15 protein-coding genes, 1 tRNA gene and 1 pseudogene are annotated in these 15,206 nt (G+C 68.0%); 3 read left to right on the forward strand and 14 right to left on the reverse strand.

Features of this window, described 5'->3' with window-relative positions; all coding sequences use genetic code 11:
* Positions 1-24 precede the first annotated feature (24 nt).
* The 5 genes and pseudogenes from ACZ5YD_RS14230 to ACZ5YD_RS14250 form a co-directional block, all read right to left on the reverse strand.
* Entirely contained in the window at positions 25-2,631 is a 2,607-nt protein-coding gene (locus tag ACZ5YD_RS14230; protein ID WP_379801202.1) for an RtcB family protein, read from the reverse strand.
* A pseudogene (locus ACZ5YD_RS14235) lies at positions 2,611-2,919 on the reverse strand (RtcB family protein); the annotation flags it as partial. The gene ACZ5YD_RS14230 and the pseudogene ACZ5YD_RS14235, both read right to left, overlap by 21 nt.
* A 31-nt stretch (positions 2,920-2,950) precedes the next feature.
* Positions 2,951-3,475, reverse strand: a complete 525-nt coding sequence (locus ACZ5YD_RS14240) for a hypothetical protein (protein WP_379740859.1) — start codon at positions 3,473-3,475, stop codon at positions 2,951-2,953.
* A gap of 101 nt (positions 3,476-3,576) precedes the next feature.
* Complete coding sequence (locus ACZ5YD_RS14245; RefSeq protein WP_379740856.1) at positions 3,577-4,077, reverse strand: archease; 501 nt, start codon at positions 4,075-4,077, stop codon at positions 3,577-3,579.
* Positions 4,074-4,994, reverse strand: coding sequence for a DUF502 domain-containing protein (locus ACZ5YD_RS14250; RefSeq protein WP_379740853.1), 921 nt, complete (start codon positions 4,992-4,994; stop codon positions 4,074-4,076). The genes ACZ5YD_RS14245 and ACZ5YD_RS14250 overlap by 4 nt, the downstream gene beginning before the upstream one ends.
* A gap of 136 nt (positions 4,995-5,130) precedes the next feature.
* On the opposite strand from ACZ5YD_RS14250, the gene ACZ5YD_RS14255 reads away from it, so the two are divergent.
* Positions 5,131-5,604, forward strand: a complete 474-nt coding sequence (locus ACZ5YD_RS14255; RefSeq protein ID WP_379740850.1) for a GNAT family N-acetyltransferase — start codon at positions 5,131-5,133, stop codon at positions 5,602-5,604.
* A gap of 89 nt (positions 5,605-5,693) precedes the next feature.
* On the opposite strand, the gene ACZ5YD_RS14260 is transcribed toward ACZ5YD_RS14255, so the two are convergent.
* The 4 genes from ACZ5YD_RS14260 to thyA form a co-directional block, all read right to left on the reverse strand.
* Positions 5,694-7,124 (reverse strand): helix-turn-helix transcriptional regulator, encoded by a 1,431-nt coding sequence (locus ACZ5YD_RS14260; RefSeq protein ID WP_379740847.1) that lies wholly within the window; start codon positions 7,122-7,124, stop codon positions 5,694-5,696.
* 70 nt (positions 7,125-7,194) lie between these two features.
* Positions 7,195-7,977, reverse strand: a complete 783-nt coding sequence (psmA, locus tag ACZ5YD_RS14265; RefSeq protein WP_379740844.1) for an archaeal proteasome endopeptidase complex subunit alpha — start codon at positions 7,975-7,977, stop codon at positions 7,195-7,197.
* Positions 7,978-8,099: 122 nt separating this feature from the next.
* Positions 8,100-8,666, reverse strand: coding sequence for a dihydrofolate reductase (locus tag ACZ5YD_RS14270; RefSeq protein ID WP_379740841.1), 567 nt, complete (start codon positions 8,664-8,666; stop codon positions 8,100-8,102).
* Positions 8,663-9,685 (reverse strand): thymidylate synthase, encoded by a 1,023-nt coding sequence (gene thyA, locus ACZ5YD_RS14275; protein WP_379740839.1) that lies wholly within the window; start codon positions 9,683-9,685, stop codon positions 8,663-8,665. The genes ACZ5YD_RS14270 and thyA overlap by 4 nt, the downstream gene beginning before the upstream one ends.
* Before the next feature lie 173 nt (positions 9,686-9,858).
* Between thyA and ACZ5YD_RS14280 the strand changes: the two genes are divergently transcribed.
* Complete coding sequence (locus ACZ5YD_RS14280) at positions 9,859-11,388, forward strand: cryptochrome/photolyase family protein (protein WP_379740836.1); 1,530 nt, start codon at positions 9,859-9,861, stop codon at positions 11,386-11,388.
* Positions 11,389-11,708: 320 nt separating this feature from the next.
* Here ACZ5YD_RS14280 and ACZ5YD_RS14285 read toward each other — a convergent pair.
* Positions 11,709-11,792 (reverse strand) — tRNA-Leu (locus ACZ5YD_RS14285).
* A gap of 158 nt (positions 11,793-11,950) precedes the next feature.
* Here ACZ5YD_RS14285 and ACZ5YD_RS14290 point away from each other — a divergent pair.
* Positions 11,951-12,259, forward strand: coding sequence for a transcription initiation factor IIB family protein (locus tag ACZ5YD_RS14290; RefSeq protein WP_379740833.1), 309 nt, complete (start codon positions 11,951-11,953; stop codon positions 12,257-12,259).
* 18 nt (positions 12,260-12,277) lie between these two features.
* Here the strand turns inward: ACZ5YD_RS14290 and ACZ5YD_RS14295 are convergent, their stop codons facing one another.
* From ACZ5YD_RS14295 to ACZ5YD_RS14310, 4 genes are all read right to left on the reverse strand, one after another.
* The gene (locus ACZ5YD_RS14295) at positions 12,278-12,718 is read right to left on the reverse strand and encodes a hypothetical protein (RefSeq protein WP_379740830.1); all 441 of its coding nucleotides are present in this window, start codon (positions 12,716-12,718) and stop codon (positions 12,278-12,280) included.
* On the reverse strand, positions 12,715-13,209 hold the full coding sequence (locus ACZ5YD_RS14300; RefSeq protein WP_379740827.1) for a phosphopantetheine adenylyltransferase: 495 nt from the start codon (positions 13,207-13,209) through the stop codon (positions 12,715-12,717). Before ACZ5YD_RS14300 ends, ACZ5YD_RS14295 begins: the two co-directional genes overlap by 4 nt.
* 92 nt (positions 13,210-13,301) lie before the next feature.
* Positions 13,302-13,937, reverse strand: a complete 636-nt coding sequence (locus ACZ5YD_RS14305) for a helix-turn-helix domain-containing protein (RefSeq protein ID WP_379740824.1) — start codon at positions 13,935-13,937, stop codon at positions 13,302-13,304.
* A gap of 106 nt (positions 13,938-14,043) precedes the next feature.
* Complete coding sequence (locus ACZ5YD_RS14310) at positions 14,044-15,162, reverse strand: glutamate--cysteine ligase (RefSeq protein WP_379740821.1); 1,119 nt, start codon at positions 15,160-15,162, stop codon at positions 14,044-14,046.
* Between the last annotated feature and the right edge of the window lie 44 nt (positions 15,163-15,206).

Raw genomic sequence — 15,206 nt, forward strand, 5'->3', positions numbered from 1 at the left:
CCCGGTTCGGTCCGGGCCGAAAACTCACCCCTTGATGTTGCACACCGGGAACGTTCGGGCGACCTTGTCGCCGATCCCGAGCTCGTCGCTGACGCGGACGACCTCGTCGACGTCCTTGTAGACGCCGGGCGCCTCCTCGGCGATCGTGGCCCCGCTTTGGGCCTTCACGTAGACGTGGTCCTGTTCGGCGAGGTCGTCGCGGACGTCGCCGCCCCAGAACTCCTGTTTGGCCTGCGTCCGACTCATGAGCCGGCCCGCGCCGTGGGCGGTCGACCCGAAGGAGACCTCGAGGGAGTTCTCCCCGCCACGCAGGACGTACGAGCCCGTGCCCATGCTTCCGGGAATGATGACGGGCTGGCCGACCTCGCGGTAGGCCGCGGGGACTTCCTCGCGACCGGCCGGGAACGCCCTCGTTGCGCCCTTGCGGTGGACGTACAGATCGCGTTCCTCGCCGTCGACCACGTGGGTCTCGCGTTTGGCGATGTTGTGGGCGACGTCGTAGAGCAACTCCATCCCGAGGTCGTCGATCGGGTCGGCCTCGAAGACGTGTCCGAACACCTTTCGAGTCCGGTGGGTGATCAGCTGGCGGTTGACCCAGGCGTAGTTGATCGCGGCACACATCGCGCCGTAGTACTCGTGGGCGAGTTCGGAGCCCGCGGGCGCGGCCGCGAGCTCCTTGTCCGGGAGCGCCTCGAGGAGGTCGCCGTGTCGTTTCTCGATCCGCCTGAGGTACTCCGAGCACGTCTGGTGGCCGAGCCCCCGCGAGCCGCAGTGGATGAGCACGACGATCTGATCCGGCCGCAGCCCGTAGACGTCGGCGACGTCCCCGCGGAAGACGTCCGTGACCCGCTGTACCTCGAGGAAGTGGTTTCCGGAGCCGAGCGAGCCGATCTGGTTGCGTCCCCGGTCCTTGGCCTTCTTCGGAACGTATTCGGGGCGTGCGTCGGGCCTGCGCCCCTCGTCCTCACAGCGGTCGAGGTCCTCGGGGACGCCGTACCCCTCCTCTACCGCCCACTCGACGCCGCGCTCGAGGACCGCCTCGACCGTGTCGCGGTCGCCCTCGACGATCCCGCCGCCGCCGAGCCCGGAGGGGATCCGGTCGAAGAGGACGTCGACGAGCTCCTCCTCGCGTCCGCGGACGTCGTCGTAGGTGAGGCTCGTCCGGACCATCCGGACGCCGCAGTTCGACACGACGAACCCGTTCGCCAGGAAGTTGTGTGCGTCGTGGTCGACGCCGATGTCGAACACCTCCCTGCGTCCGCGTTCGGCGATCGAGACCACCTCAGCCGCGATCGTCCCGTTCGCTCGAACGGTGATCGATTCGCGGAACTCCGCGAAGTCAGGGAAATCCGCGGGCGGGCGGGGACGACCCTTCCGCCCGTCGTACACGCTTCGCTCGATGAACCGGCCGTTGACCTCGCCGAAGCGTGATTTGATCTCGCCGATCTCCACGCCCCCGTCGGCGAGCGCGCTGGCCTCGGCCGCGATGCGCGCACGCTCGTCGATGACTCGCTTCTTGTGCTTGAGGTACTGTGCAGCAACGAGCGCGTCGCGCCGCTTCCGTTCGGCATATCTGTATCCAACCCGGGTGAAAAACCGGATCAGGTTTTCGGCCTCGGAGCTGACGCCGAACCGGAACCGGACCGTTTCTCCGACGGTCGTCTCGGTACGTTCGACCTCCTCGAGCGCGTTCGTCCTGATTCCGAGTTCGTTGAGATGGCGCATGAGATCCCGGAGGAACTGTTCTCCAGCCTCACGAACTTCGACGGTGCGGTTGTGCGAGACCGACGGCGCATAGAAGTTCTTCCGTGAGACCGTGTCGGGCGCACTCATCTCGGCGCCGAAGAACGCCGACAGGTACAGCGCTCGCTGCCAGTCCGCGAGGCGATCGAGATACGCCGGTACGGTGAAGTCGGATTCGACCTTGCGCCCCTCCGGAACGCCGAGGCGAACGAGGAGCTGTGTGAACGCGTTCGAGTTCGACCGAACGCTGTACTCCGTTCGGGTGAACTCCCGTCCGTCGATCTCGTGGTCACGCTCGCGTTCGTAGATCCGGGACGGAGTGAACCCGAGCGCCTCGATGTCCTCCTGGATCGCCTCGAGATCCTCCGGATCCCCGTAGAACCACGACAGCGAACCGCTGAACGATCCGTCCCCGGTGTGATATCCGGCCAGCTTGAGCAATCGATGGAACGCCTCGTCGGTCGAGTACAGCGGGAGCAGGTCCCGCTCTTTCAGCACGCGAACGAGCTGTGGATCCTCGTCCGCGAAGTCCGATTCGTCCAGGACGACGAACTCCGGCGGGGTCTCGTCCGGGAGCCCCTCGAACGGGTGTACGAACACCTCGTCGCCGACGTCGATGTCGCCGAGTTCGGACATCCCGTCCGTCGTTCGGAACGGATGATCGCTCGTCGCAGCCACGGTATCGCCGGTGTCCGTCTCCAGTTCGTACACCGTCCGTGGCTTCGAACGCGTGAACAGTCGAACGTCCGAGTCGACGGGCCCGTCGTCGGCCGCGACGACCGCCTTCTCGTCCTCGAAGCGATCCTGAAGCTCCTCGATCCGGCGGCGACGACCGAACGAGAGCAGAACGTCGGTATCCCCCGGCAGGCAGTTGATGTCATACCCGATCGCTCCGGGCGAGATACAGCCGCTCTCGGCGTCGATCGCGCCCACGCCGCCGACCGGGAAGCCGTATCCCTGGTGACCGTCGGGCATGCAGAGCGCGTGTCCCGCGATGCCGGGGAGATGCGTGGCGTTTCGAAGCTGGGTGAGCGTGTCGTCCCCGGAGATCTCCTCCAGGAGGTCCTCCGAGGCGAGCACGCGGGCGGGGACGTTCATCTCGCCCTCCTTCGGGATCTCCCAGACGTGCTCTCGAACCTTCCGCAGCCGGACGCCGTCGAACTCGCGGGTGGTCATACCGGAACAACGCGCCGCCGGGGAAATAGCGTTACGACCCCGGCTCCTCGGCCGCCCCCGCCGGCCACCACCGTACGTCGACCGTGGCGCCGACGCGATGGGCGAACGTTCCGCCCAGAACCAGCCCGTACACGAGGTGTGAGACGGCGATGACGACGCCGACCTCGATGCCGGCGGTGACGCCGGGAAGCGGAAGGGCGGCGATCGGCAGCGAGGAGCCGTCGCTGAACGCGATCGACGCCGGCAACACGACACCGCCGGTGAGCAGCCCGAGCGCGGCGGAGTGTGCGACCCCGAGCGATAGACACCCGCTGACGGTGGTTCGTAGCTCGTCGAAGAACGGCCGATCGAAGGCCGCGACGAACAACACGCCGAAGGCCGTCGCGATGGCCAGGTGGACGGCCCATCCCGCGGGGGCGCTCTCGACGCCGACCAGCGCGCCGATGATCGCCATCACGTCGGTGCCGAACTGGAGGACGACACCCATTCCGACCCCGCCGACGAGCCCCGCGATCGCTCCGGACGTCCAGGCTCGCGTTCGATCCATCTGTGACATACGTTACCAAACACCTCCCGGACAAAGAATCTTCCCCCGTTCGGCTCGCGAGGTGGACGAAAGTCTACGGTCAAAGTGGGTTGAACGGGCGGCGGAGACACTCAGACGTCGAAGACGACGTAGGCGTACCACCCGTCGCCGCGGGGTTCCAGGCGCATCTGCGAGTAGGTCACGGCCTTGACGTCGCGGGCCGAGACGGACTCCAGTGGGACGCCGCGCGCGCTCGCGACCAGGGTCCATTCGGTTTCGTCGTTCGACCGGTCGGTTTCGTCGTTCGACCGGTCGGTTTCATCGTTTGACCGGTCGGTTTCATCGTTCGACCGGTCGGTTTCATCGTTCGACCCCTCGAGTTCACACCGATGGTCGACCGGGAGCACGCCGCGAACGTCGCGCTCGTAGATGAGGCGATCGAGGTAATCGAACAGGAGCGCCTCGCGGGACTCCGCCGTCACCTCGATCGCGAAGCGGTCGCCGGTCTCCGGCCACTCGTCACACATCGCCGCGGCGAGCCCGTTCGCCACGTCCGCGAGGACGTCGGCGAGCGTGCCCGCGGTCGCCTCGACCGCGACGTCGGCGGTGTGATCGCGGAGTTCGAACGTCACGTTTCCGACGGTTCGTCCGGCTCCGTCCTATCGGTGTCGGTTCGATCCTCGCTTTCGTCCCCGTCGTCCGCGTCGACCGCCGAGTCGGGATCGAGAACCGCGTTCACCACGTTCCCCCGGTCGCGGGAACGGTGGTCATCGCGATCGAGCCGTTCCTCGAGCCGGTCGACCATCGAGAACTCGCGAAGCGGGTTGGGCGAGACGGCCGGTGAGACGCCGCCCTCCTCGCCGATCGACTCCTCGATCGCCACCCCGCTCGTCACGAGCGCCCGGATCCCCTCCTCTACGGTCATGTCGACCTCGACGACCCGCGAGCCGGGCACGAAGACGACGTGACCGCCCATGACCGGGTTTGGCGCCATGGGCAAAAACAGTGTACGCGTCTCGCCCGCGTCCTCACGGTGGTCGCTCTCCTCTATCGGGTCCGCGATCGACGACGGCGTTCGGCTCGTGACGAACGCGAGCGCGTAGACCCCCTCCGTCGGGAACTCGACGAGGACGACCTCCTGGAAGTGTTCGCCGTCGGAGTCCAACATCACGTCGGACATCCGACGGAAGCTCTCGTAGACGGCTCCGACGCCCGGGACGCGCTCGATGACGCGATCGAAGTAGCTGACGGCCAACTCCCCGTATCGCGAGGAGTTCGCGGTCAACCCGACGAGGAGGATCAACGCGAACAACACGATCGGCGTCGCGACCTCGACGAGGAGCTCGCGGCCGAGAACGCCGTATCCGGGTATCGAGATTCGCGGCGAGAACGGCAACACCGCATCGGAGAGGAGGTCCAAGTAGACGTAGACGTAGTTGAAGGCGATCGCGAGGACGATGAGCGTGATCAAAAGCGGCACGATGACCGCGACGCCGGTCAGAAAGGCGTTCTTCAGGATCGCCGCCGGCCGAGCGTCCGATAACTCCATCACGCCGATCCACGACGGAGGGAACCAAAACGCTTCGGGGGTTCGCTCGGACGGGTGAATCATCGTCCGGACGGAGGAGAATCATCGTCCGGACGGACGGAGGAGTTATATTGAGCCCGCGCGTTACTCCCCGTCAGTGAGCGTTACCGTCGAGAAACGGGTCGATCGTCCGGGGGACGCGGACCACGTCGAGGAGGCGTGGGAGCTCAAAGAGCGGATCCGCTCGCGGGACGGCGTGCTCCGGCAGCGACGAGGGTTCTTCGTCGACGCGTACCGACGGTCGAGGACGCACCTCCTCTTCGAGGACGATCAGCTTGTCGCGTTCGCCTCGGTGCGACGCGACGGATACGTCCTGTTCCTCGCGGTCGCCCCCGAGGCGCGCGATCGCGGCTACGGGGAGCGGCTCATCGCTGAGATCGCCGAAAACAACCGCTCCGTGACCTGCCACGCCCGTGCGACCAACGAGAACGCGCTCGGATTCTATCGCCACCTCGGCTTCGACGTCGAGCGGCGGATCGACGGCTACTACGAGGACGGCGGGGACGCCTATTACCTGAAGCTCGGAGGCGACTCGCTTCGAGATCGGCTCTCGGACTTCGTGCGTCGGTGACCGGCTCGAACCCCGCACGCCGACCGCTTCGCTTCGGTTCGCTTCCGTTCGATTCCGTTCGGTTCGGTTCGGCTCGGTTCCCGCCGGCATCACCTCTCCGGGGTCGATCCCTCGTCGCCGGAATCGGTCCCGTCGGCGTCGTCGGTATCGGTTCCCTCGACGTCGTCGGCATCGGGCCCTTCGAGCGTGATGACGTTCTCACGGCCGATCCGAAGCTTCGAGACGGTTCCGTCATCGGCCATCCTCGAGAGGACCACGCTCACCTTGGATTTCGACCAGTCGGTCTCCTCGACGATCCGTGTCTGTTTCACCCGGCCGCCGTGCTCGCGGAGGATCGACTCGATCCGGTCCTCGTCCGACAGCATCTCCGCCTCCGTGATCGCGGTCGCGGTCGCGGCGTCGGCGTCTTCTCCGCCCGTGGTTTCGTCGACGCCGGATCCGCCGGTAGAGGTCTCCTCGACCGTGTTCGTCGACCCTCCGCCAACCGGATCGGACCGATCGCCGTTTCGAGACGCGGGCCGTGTCCCCGACCTCGTCCGGATCGCGATCGCCGCGGCGAGAATCACGGCGGCCCCCAACACGCCCCACAAGAGCGGGTCGCTGCCGTTCCCGCCCGTTCCGGAGGCCTCGGTCGGCGAACCCGACGTGTTCGCGTCGTCGGCCGCTCCCGTTTGAAGCGCCGTCGCCGCGTCGGTTGCGCCCCCGCTCGTCGATCCGGAGGCCGTCCCGTTCGTCGCGTTCCTCGCGAACACGACCCGCGGGCGTCGATCGGTGAACCGTCGTTCGCCCTGCCAGGTGATCGATGCGCTCTCCGCGAGCGACTCGGGGTTCGACGGGGTCCCCTCGGGGTCGCGCGAGACGAACGAGAGGTCCCCGCCGGGACGGACGACGAGCTCCTGGTCGGGTCCGAGGTAGAATCCCCCCTCGAAGACGTCGCCGACGGTGACGACGTCCCCGTCCACGGCGGCGAATCCCCGCCAGGCGAACGAGAGCTCGATGACTCCCACGTCGGATCCGAACCCCGAGTCGACGAACGCCTCACGGGAGAAGTTTGCAGCGGCCATCTCGCGGTCGGTCACGTTCTCGCCCTCCTCCGCGAGCCCCGTCGCGTCGGCCTGGAAGTTCCGGTAGAGCTCCGTCTCCTCATCGTTGAACCGGTCGGCGAAGGCCTGGAAGTCGTCGCGTTCGGACTCGTTTCGGAGGGTTCGTTCGTACCGTAACGTCCAGTCCCCCCGCCCCGATTCGTCGACGGTGATCTCGATCGCGCTCCGGTCGAACCCCGCGAAATCGACCTGACGGGCGTCGGGATCCGAATCCCGGTTCGGCGCCCGGACCGCCGCGGCAGGGGAGACGTCCCCGACGGATACGGCGGCCTCACCGGGGGACACGCCGCCCGTTGGGGTGGCGACCTCCGCGGGGTCAGTGCTCTCGACCGCGATCGCGACGCCGGCGGTGCCGGCCATCGTCGCCCCGACGAGGAGCACGCAGATGGCAACACGGAGGACGGAGGTGCTCCTCATCCGTTCGATCGCGCTCGCCGCCGCGTAAAAGCGCTTGCGCACCGTCACTCTCTCGGGTTGCCCGAGGGCGTCACTCCTCGTCGGACCCGTCCGTGGACGTCTCCTCGTCCCCGTTTTCGTCCTCGTCGGCGGCCCCCGCGTCGTCCTCGAGCGCCTCGAAGGCCGCGGCGATCTCGTCGTCGGAGGACACGTGGTACCCGTCCGCCTCGGTTATCGTCGCGATCGAGAGGTCCTCGGCCACGAGGTCCTCCTCGTACTCGGCGAGCGCCCGCACGGCCAGTTCGACGCCCTCCTCGACCGTGGCGTCGGGCTCCCACTCCTCCTCGAGGAACGCCTGGATCTCCTCCCTGCCGTTTCCGATGACCGTCGCCTTCCACTCGTGGGGCGTCCCGGAGGGGTCGGCGCCGAACAGCCGGGGCTCGCCGTCCTCGAAGCCGCCGAGCAACAACGCGGCACCGTAGGGTCGGGTCCCGCCGAGCTGGGTGTTCTCCTGGACGTGGTCCGTCACGTCCTTCGTCAACGCCTCGACGCCGATCGCCTCGCCGTAGCGCAGGCGGTTCATCTGCGCGCGCCGGCGCGCGAAGTCGATGAGCTTGCGCGCGTCGGCGACGTGGCCGGCCGAGGCGGTTCCGACGTGGTCGTCGAGCTTGTGGAGCTTCTCGATGCTTTCGGCCTCCATCAACGGTGACGAGGCGCGGCTCATCGCCGCGAAGACGATCCCGTCCGCCGTTCGGATCCCCACGCTCGGCGCGCCGCGGGAGACGGCCTCCCGGGCGTACTCGACCTGATAGATGCGTCCGTCCGGGGAGAAAAGCGAGGTTCCCCGGTCGTAGGCCTGCTGGTCGTTGTTCATCGTCGCGGCCCTCCGAACGTGTCCGTCGCGTCCTGCGTCATTACCCGTCGATAGCGGCTCGTCCGGGAAAAACCCTCCCTATCGGGGCGCTCGTCGCGGAGGCGATCGTCCCCCACGGGCCCTCACCGCGATCGACGCCGATATCTCGAGAAGGACAGCTCCTCGCGGTCCTCGCGGTCGAGAAGCTCCCACTCGTCGCGGTCCCACGACGGGAAGGACGTGTCCCCCTCGTGGCGCTCGTGGATCTCCGTGATCAGGAGCTCGTCCGCGATCGGCAGGAACGCCTCGTAGACGGTCGCTCCGCCGGCGACGTAGACCACGTCGACGCCGAGCTCCTCGGCCGCCTCCGTCGCCCGATCGATGGCCTCGTCGACGCCGCCGGCCGGAACGGCCCCCTCCGCGAGGTCGAGATCCGACCGCGAGAGCACGATCGAGATCCGACCCGGAAGCGGCTCGCCGAGGTCCGAAACGATGCTCTCGTGGGTCCGACGGCCGAGGATCACGGGATGGCCGGTCGTCGTCTCCTTGAACCGTCGCAGGTCCGCCGGATGGTGCCAGGGCATCCCCCCGGAGTCGCCGATCACGCCGTTCTCTGCGATCGCGGCGATCATCGAGATCGTGAGGTCCTCCGGAACCGGCGGGTCCCGCTCGTCCGGTCGGTTCGGTCCGCTCTCGTCCGATCCGTTCATTCCGCCACCGAAAAGGCGATCCCGTCCGCGGAGTCGTACTCGCGAAGCTCGACGTCCTCGAAGGTCAACTCGTCGAGGGGCTTGTCGGCGATCTCGATCCTCGGGCGGTCGCGCGGCTCCCGCGAGAGCTGCTCGAGCAGCCCCGGTACGTGGTCGTAGCCCTCCTCGCCGTCCCGCTCGGCCGGCGCCGCGTCCTCGAGCCAGGCTCGAACGTCTCGGTAGTCCCCCGCGCGTTCGACGTCGCTGAGTCGGTTCTGGAGGCGTTCGAGGTTCTCGCCGTACCACTCGCCGCGGTCGCCCTGCCCGCAGTAGACGTGGGCGTCGACGATCGTGTGTCCGAACTGCCCGAGTTCGAAGTCCGTCCGCTGTGCGATGGCGGTCGCGAGCAGCGAGTAGGCCGCGACGTTGAACGGAACGCCGAGCGCGATGTCGCCGGAGCGCTGGGTGAGATGGAGGTTCAACCGGCCGCCCTGGACGTTCACGACGAAGGTGTAGTGGCACGGCGGCAGCGTCGAGACGGCGGCGTTCGCGGGGTGCCAGGCGTTCACGACCATGCGCCGCGAGTTCGGGCTCTCACGCAGCGTGTCGAGGACGTACCGGATCTGATCGAAGGTCCGCCGCTCGGTCCCGTCCGCGTCGGTCTCGACGGTCACCCATCGATGCGCGTCGTCCGGCCAGCTCTCGCCGGGGAGCCCCTCCTCCGGGATCGGGTAGCGCCGCCAGAACCGGCCGTAAGCCGTGTCGAGGCGACCCTCCTCGTCGGCCCAGGCGTCCCAGATGCCGGTGTGTTCCGAGAGGGTTCGAACGTGTTCTTCACCCGAGAGGTACCACAGCACCTCGTGGATGAGCGAGTTCCATCGGAAGCCGTCCATCCGCTTCGTCGTCAAGAGCGGGAACCCCTCGGAGAGGTCGACCGTGTACTGGCCGCTGAAGCTCGCGATCGTGTCCACGCCCGTGCGGTTCGGCTTGTAGACCCCCTGAGAGAGGGTCTCGTCGACGAGATCGAGGTACTGTTGCATGGGTGTCGGGCTCGACCGGGCGGTCGTGGACGGCCGCCGGATCGAAGTCGTCCGGAAAAGCGCGGCCGATCCACTAAAATCGACGCATCTCGGATCCGGTCTCGGAAACGGTCGGTCGAGAGCGGTCGCGTCCCGCCCGACACCTTCAGGGACTCCCCGTCCGACCAGGGCCCATGGAGCTGTTCTGGCACCGCCGTGACGTCCGGCTCTCGGACAACGTCGGGCTCGCGGCCGCCGCGGACCGCGGTCCGGTCGTCCCCTGTTTCGTGTTCGACGACGACGTCCTCGAACACGCCGGCGCGCCGCGCGTTCGATACCTGATCGACTCCCTGTCGGCGCTTCGTGAAGACTACCGCGACCGAGGAAGCGATCTCGTGATCGCCCACGGCGACCCCGCGAGCGTCATTCCGGAGGTCGCCGACGCGCTCGGCGCCGATCGCGTCATCTGGAACGAGGGCTACTCGGGGCTCTCGAGGGAGCGCGACGCCCGCGTCGAGACCGCCCTCGATGACGCCGAGGTGGCGATCGACCACGAGACCCACCACGACGCCGTCCTCCAGAAACCGGGATCGATCCGGACGAACGACGGCGAGCCATACTCCGTGTTCACCTACTACTGGCGGAAGTGGCACGACCGGGCGGTCGATTCGCCCGCTCGCACGCCGGAGCCGGACGATCTCGTCGACGCCGATCGGATCCGATCGCGGCTCGAGTCCGGCGTATCCGGATCCGTGACCGACAGCGTCGAATCCGCCGAATTCGGAACCGGTGAGTCGATCACGGTTGGAACGCTTCCCGCCATCTCGGCCCTCGGGTTCGAGGAGCCCGACGCCGAGCTTCCGCCCGCGGGCACCGAGGCGGCCCGATCCCGGCTGGAGGGGTTCTGTGAGGGCGACGTGTTCCGGTACGAGGAGAAGCGGGACCTCCCCGCCGAGGCAGCCACATCGAAGCTCTCCCAGGACCTCTCGTTCGGCACGATCGGGATCCGAGAGGCGTACGCCGCGACCGAGGACGCGATGGCCCGCGCACGCGAGAGCGATCTCGACGAGGTCGACCTGCCGGCGGAGGCCGACCCGGAATCGAGCGTCGAGGAGTTCCAACGCCAGCTCGCCTGGCGGGAGTTCTACATGCAGGTCCTCCGGTACAACCCCGACACCGTCTCCGCGAACTACAAGACCTACGAGAACCCGATCGAGTGGCGCGATGACCCCGAGGGGCTCGCGGCCTGGAAGCGCGGCGAGACCGGCTACCCCATCGTCGACGCCGGGATGCGCCAGCTCCGCGCGGAGGCGTACATGCACAACCGCGTGCGGATGATCGTCGCCTCGTTCCTCACGAAGGACCTCCTCGTCGACTGGCGCGAGGGGTACGCCCACTTCCGCGAGCGGCTGTGTGACCACGACACCGCGAACGACGTCGGCGGCTGGCAGTGGGCCGCCTCGACGGGCACCGACGCACAGCCCTACTTCCGCATCTTCAACCCGATGACCCAGGGCGAACGCTACGATCCCGACGCCGAGTACATCGCGGAGTACGTCCCCGAACTCCGGGGCGTCGACCCCGATCTGGTCCACGAATGGCACGAGCTCGACGACGATCGAAGACGGGAGGTCGCCCCGGAGTACCCCGCGCCGATCGTCGACCATTCCGAGCGCCGCGAGACGGCTCTCGCCGCCTTCGAGGCCGCCCGCGGCGAGGACTGATCCGGCGGTCGGTGATGGTTCACGCTCGCGATGGGGCGAAAGTACTTCGCAACCACCTGCTGCGAGTATCGGCGCGAGCAGCAGGAGCGTGGGACCGGATTCGATCGATCGTGGGACCGGATTTGAACCGAGCCGAGACGGTCAGCCTCGCTCCGCTCGGCTGTTGCGACTCGTCGGGTTCAGATCCTCAACAGTCAGTTGCTGCGAGCATCGCCGCGAGCAGCAGGAGCGTGGGACCGGATTTGAACCGCGAGGACTCGCTTTGCTCGTCCTCTGGGCTCAAATCCGGTCCGACTCCCTCGCTCACTTCGTTCGCTCAGTGCGTGGGACCGGATTTGAACCGGCGGACCCCTACGGGATAGCGTCCTAAGCGCTACGCCGTTTCCGTGCTTGGCTACCCACGCGCGGGCGGACGTACTCGAAGGTCGCCAAAGAACCTGTCGGACCGGTTCGCGATCGCCGGACGATCACTCCTTCGACGGCCGCCACCCCACCCTTCGCCGGTCGACCTTCCGCACGCTCGTCGACGATCGTTTATATACGTCCGCGGCATACGGGAACCATGTACCGGGCGAGCGATCGGGTCGCGAACGAGACCTGGATCGACCGGATCGAGACGGCCTGCGACCGCCTGGATCTCGGCGATTCGGTCGCGACCACGGCCGCGGACCTGTTCCTCTCGAACGTCCCGGAGTCAGACCGCTCGAAGCGGACGATCGCCGCCGCGAGCCTCTATGCCGCCGCGCTCATCCGGGGCGACGAGCGGTCCCAGTCCGCCGTCGCCGACGCCATGGACGTCACCCGACTCAGCGTCCACAACCACTGGAAGTCGGTCATGGACGAGGCCGGGTTCCGACCGCCGACCTGGTGAGGGCGACGCCGTGCGAACTCACCGATCGCCGCGAAGGAGCCGACCCAACTCGCCGAGAAGAACCGCGGCGACGCCGATCGCGAGCGCGGCAGCGAGCGCGACTCCGATGGATGCCGGGATCGACCCGCCGAGAGCCTCGACCGGGACCGCCCTGCCCAGAACGTCCGATTGCGGTCCCGGCGCGCACTCGTTCACTCCCACCAGCGCGCCCCCGAGCGGGCCAAACGCGAGCGCCACGCACGCCAGGAATCCGCCCGCTGTGACTCCACGTGCGATCGCGGCCAGCGCCGAGAGGACGCCGATCGCCAGCACGTAGGTCCGCGGGGTCGCGAATCCGCCGCCCACGATCGGGACCGCACCGTAGCCGACGATCAACGCGCCGACGACGCCCCACCACACGGGACGTTCGAGCGACTCGCTGCCGATCGCGAGCCGTCGAATCGACCCGGTCGCCGTCATCGCGGCCGGGTGGCCTCACGGCCCTCGCGGTCGGGGGTGAGGTTGCCGTGTTCGTCGATCTCGCCGCGGACGATCCGCGTCGAGGAGATCCACTCGCCGTCCTCTGCCGGGACGTGGTCGACGACCACGACCTCGAGGGGGTCGTGGCCGCGCTCGCGGCGGATCTCGTTGATGCGCTCGCCGCCGTCCTTCGTCTCCGGGGAGACCACGAGCGCGTCGAACTGCGGCTCGGTGGCGATGCCCGTCGGCTCCGTGAGTTCTCGAACCTCGAACTCCCGACCGTGTTCGGCCGCCAGCGGCTCCAGTTCCGACTCCAGGTCCCGTTTCCGTTCCTCGTAGTCCCGGACGTACCGCTCGACGTGTCGGGTTCGCGGGGCGAGCTCGTCGGAGGTCAACCCGACCGTGACGTCCCCGAGCTCGAAGGCGCGCTCGAACAGCTTGCGGTGGCCGTCGTGGATCGGATCGAAGGTGCCACCTAACGCGACGTCCATATCCGCCACTCGTGGGGGCGAACCTTAAAAGGTCGCGAACCGACCGCGCCGGAGTTCGTCTACTCGTCCGCCTCGTTCGTCGTCCGTCTCGTCTACTCGTCCGTCTCGTCCGTCTCGTCCGTCCCGTCTCCGACGCTCACGCTCTCGTCGTCGGAGTCCTCCGAATCGGCGCTCTCGACGGATATCTGGACCGGCTCGGAGGTCGACCCCGCGTCGGCTCCCGGTCCGCCGCCCAGCCGCTCGTCGAGGTTGAACACCGTGTTCAGCTCCGATTGGACCTGTCCGACGACGCCGCGGACCAGCTCGCTCGGCGCGATCGCCTCGTACTCGTAGGGGTTGTTGCCCGCGCCGTCGCTCTGGCGTTTCCCGCGCTCGACGGTCCCCTCCTCGTGAAGCTCCGCGAGCGCCTCGCGGACCGTGCTCGGATAGAGGCCGGTACCGTCGGCGATCTCCTCGCTCGTGCTGTGGGAGTTCTCGCGCAGGTAGACGTAGATACGCGCGCGCGTCTCCGTCTCCAGTAGCCACGACAACAGGTCGACGACGCCCTCGTCGAACTCTCGAACCGCCTTGTCAGCCTCCTCGCCGAGCTTCTCGCGGGTCTTTCTGATCCCCTCGCGGGGACCGTCCGCCGTCGTCTCGTCCGTTCCTATTCCCTCATCCGTTCCCGCTCTCTCGTCCGGTCCGCCACTCGGCTCCTCGTCGGGCCCGTCATCGTCGTGGTCGCTCATGGATACCGATCACTCACCGCTCTGCGGGGAAAAGGGTTTCTCGTGGCCTCGCATCCGACGGAATTCCTCGGGGATCGATCCCGAGCCGTCGCGTCCCGCCGGGGACTCACCAGCGGCGAAGCAGGAGGTCCCGCCGGAGGGCCTCGACGCCCTCGTTCCGGAGGAGGCGACGTTGACGCTCGGCGCCGCTCTCGCGGTCGAGCACCTCGCGGATCCCGGAGACGTCGAGCCGGTCGCATTCGCGTTCGACGACGTCCTCGAGCGCGATCGTACCCCCGCCGTCGCGGGCGATGAACGAGGCGTCGTGCCCGTGGCGCATCGCCCGCCACTTGTTCTCGTCGAGCAGCTCCCGGCGCAGTCGCGTCTCGTTTCCGGCGTCGACCGGGCCGTTGGTTCCCTCGCCGCGGTCCGCCCGATCGTATCGCTCGGCGAGGTCCTCGACGAGCGCGTGGACGTACTCGACCACGGCCAGCGTCACCTCGGGATCGCGTTGGCCGTCCGGAGCGCGCACCTCGACGCTGCCGTGGCCGGTGTGCGGGCGGACGTCGAACCACAGCTCGCCGCGGTCCTCGATCGAGCCGTACTCCACCATCCGGCGTTCGTATCGCTGGAACGCCTCGAAGTCCTCGAATCGGGAGGGGATCCCCGTGTTGGGCAGGTTCTCGAAGATCTTCGCCCGGGCGGAGGCGAGGCCCGTGTCGAACCCGTTCCAGAACGGCGAGTTTGCCGACAGCGCGAGCAGGACCGGCGCGTACCACCGTAGCTCGTTCGCGATCCACACCGCCTTGTCCGCGTCGTCGACGCCGACGTGGACGTGGACGCCGGAGGTCGTGTTCCGGTGTTGGGGATACTGGATGCGCTCGAGCTGGGAGCGATACCGCGGCTTGCGTGCGTGATCGAGCTCGCGCCACCGCGCCGCCGGGTGCAGCCCGGCGCCGGCGATCCGGTAGCCGCCGTCCTCGGCGTGGTCGACGAGGGCGTTCCGAACCTCCCGGAGATACTCGCGCGCTCGCGAGGGCTCCTCGATGACCGGCGTCTGCACCTCGATCGTACACGCGAACAGTTCGTGGTCGACCCCGCCCGCGATCGCCTCCGGCGGTTCCGGCCCGTAGACGAGATCCGAGATACCGGAGGTGGGACGCCCCGACTCGTCGACGATGAAGAACTCCTCCTCGATGCCGAGCGTTCCCATCCGGTCGAAGGCGTCGCGCGAGCCGAGGTCCATCACGACCCCCTTGTTCGCGGGGGACCATATATGGTCGGAAGCCG

This window comes from Halopenitus salinus (assembly GCF_055397165.1).

Bases quoted from the DNA above. Each gene is read 5' to 3' on its own strand.
- ACZ5YD_RS14270 (WP_379740841.1), bottom strand. From the start codon at position 8,666: ATGAACGGATCGGACGAGAGCGGACCGAACCGACCGGACGAGCGGGAC.
- ACZ5YD_RS14295 (WP_379740830.1), bottom strand. From the start codon at position 12,718: ATGACGGCGACCGGGTCGATTCGACGGCTCGCGATCGGCAGCGAGTCG.
- ACZ5YD_RS14280 (WP_379740836.1), top strand. From the start codon at position 9,859: ATGGAGCTGTTCTGGCACCGCCGTGACGTCCGGCTCTCGGACAACGTC.
- ACZ5YD_RS14310 (WP_379740821.1), bottom strand. From the start codon at position 15,162: ATGGACCTCGGCTCGCGCGACGCCTTCGACCGGATGGGAACGCTCGGC.
- ACZ5YD_RS14305 (WP_379740824.1), bottom strand. From the start codon at position 13,937: ATGAGCGACCACGACGATGACGGGCCCGACGAGGAGCCGAGTGGCGGA.
- ACZ5YD_RS14240 (WP_379740859.1), bottom strand. From the start codon at position 3,475: ATGTCACAGATGGATCGAACGCGAGCCTGGACGTCCGGAGCGATCGCG.
- ACZ5YD_RS14300 (WP_379740827.1), bottom strand. From the start codon at position 13,209: ATGGACGTCGCGTTAGGTGGCACCTTCGATCCGATCCACGACGGCCAC.
- ACZ5YD_RS14260 (WP_379740847.1), bottom strand. From the start codon at position 7,124: ATGAGGAGCACCTCCGTCCTCCGTGTTGCCATCTGCGTGCTCCTCGTC.
- thyA (WP_379740839.1), bottom strand. From the start codon at position 9,685: ATGCAACAGTACCTCGATCTCGTCGACGAGACCCTCTCTCAGGGGGTC.
- ACZ5YD_RS14250 (WP_379740853.1), bottom strand. From the start codon at position 4,994: ATGGAGTTATCGGACGCTCGGCCGGCGGCGATCCTGAAGAACGCCTTT.
- ACZ5YD_RS14290 (WP_379740833.1), top strand. From the start codon at position 11,951: ATGTACCGGGCGAGCGATCGGGTCGCGAACGAGACCTGGATCGACCGG.
- psmA (WP_379740844.1), bottom strand. From the start codon at position 7,977: ATGAACAACGACCAGCAGGCCTACGACCGGGGAACCTCGCTTTTCTCC.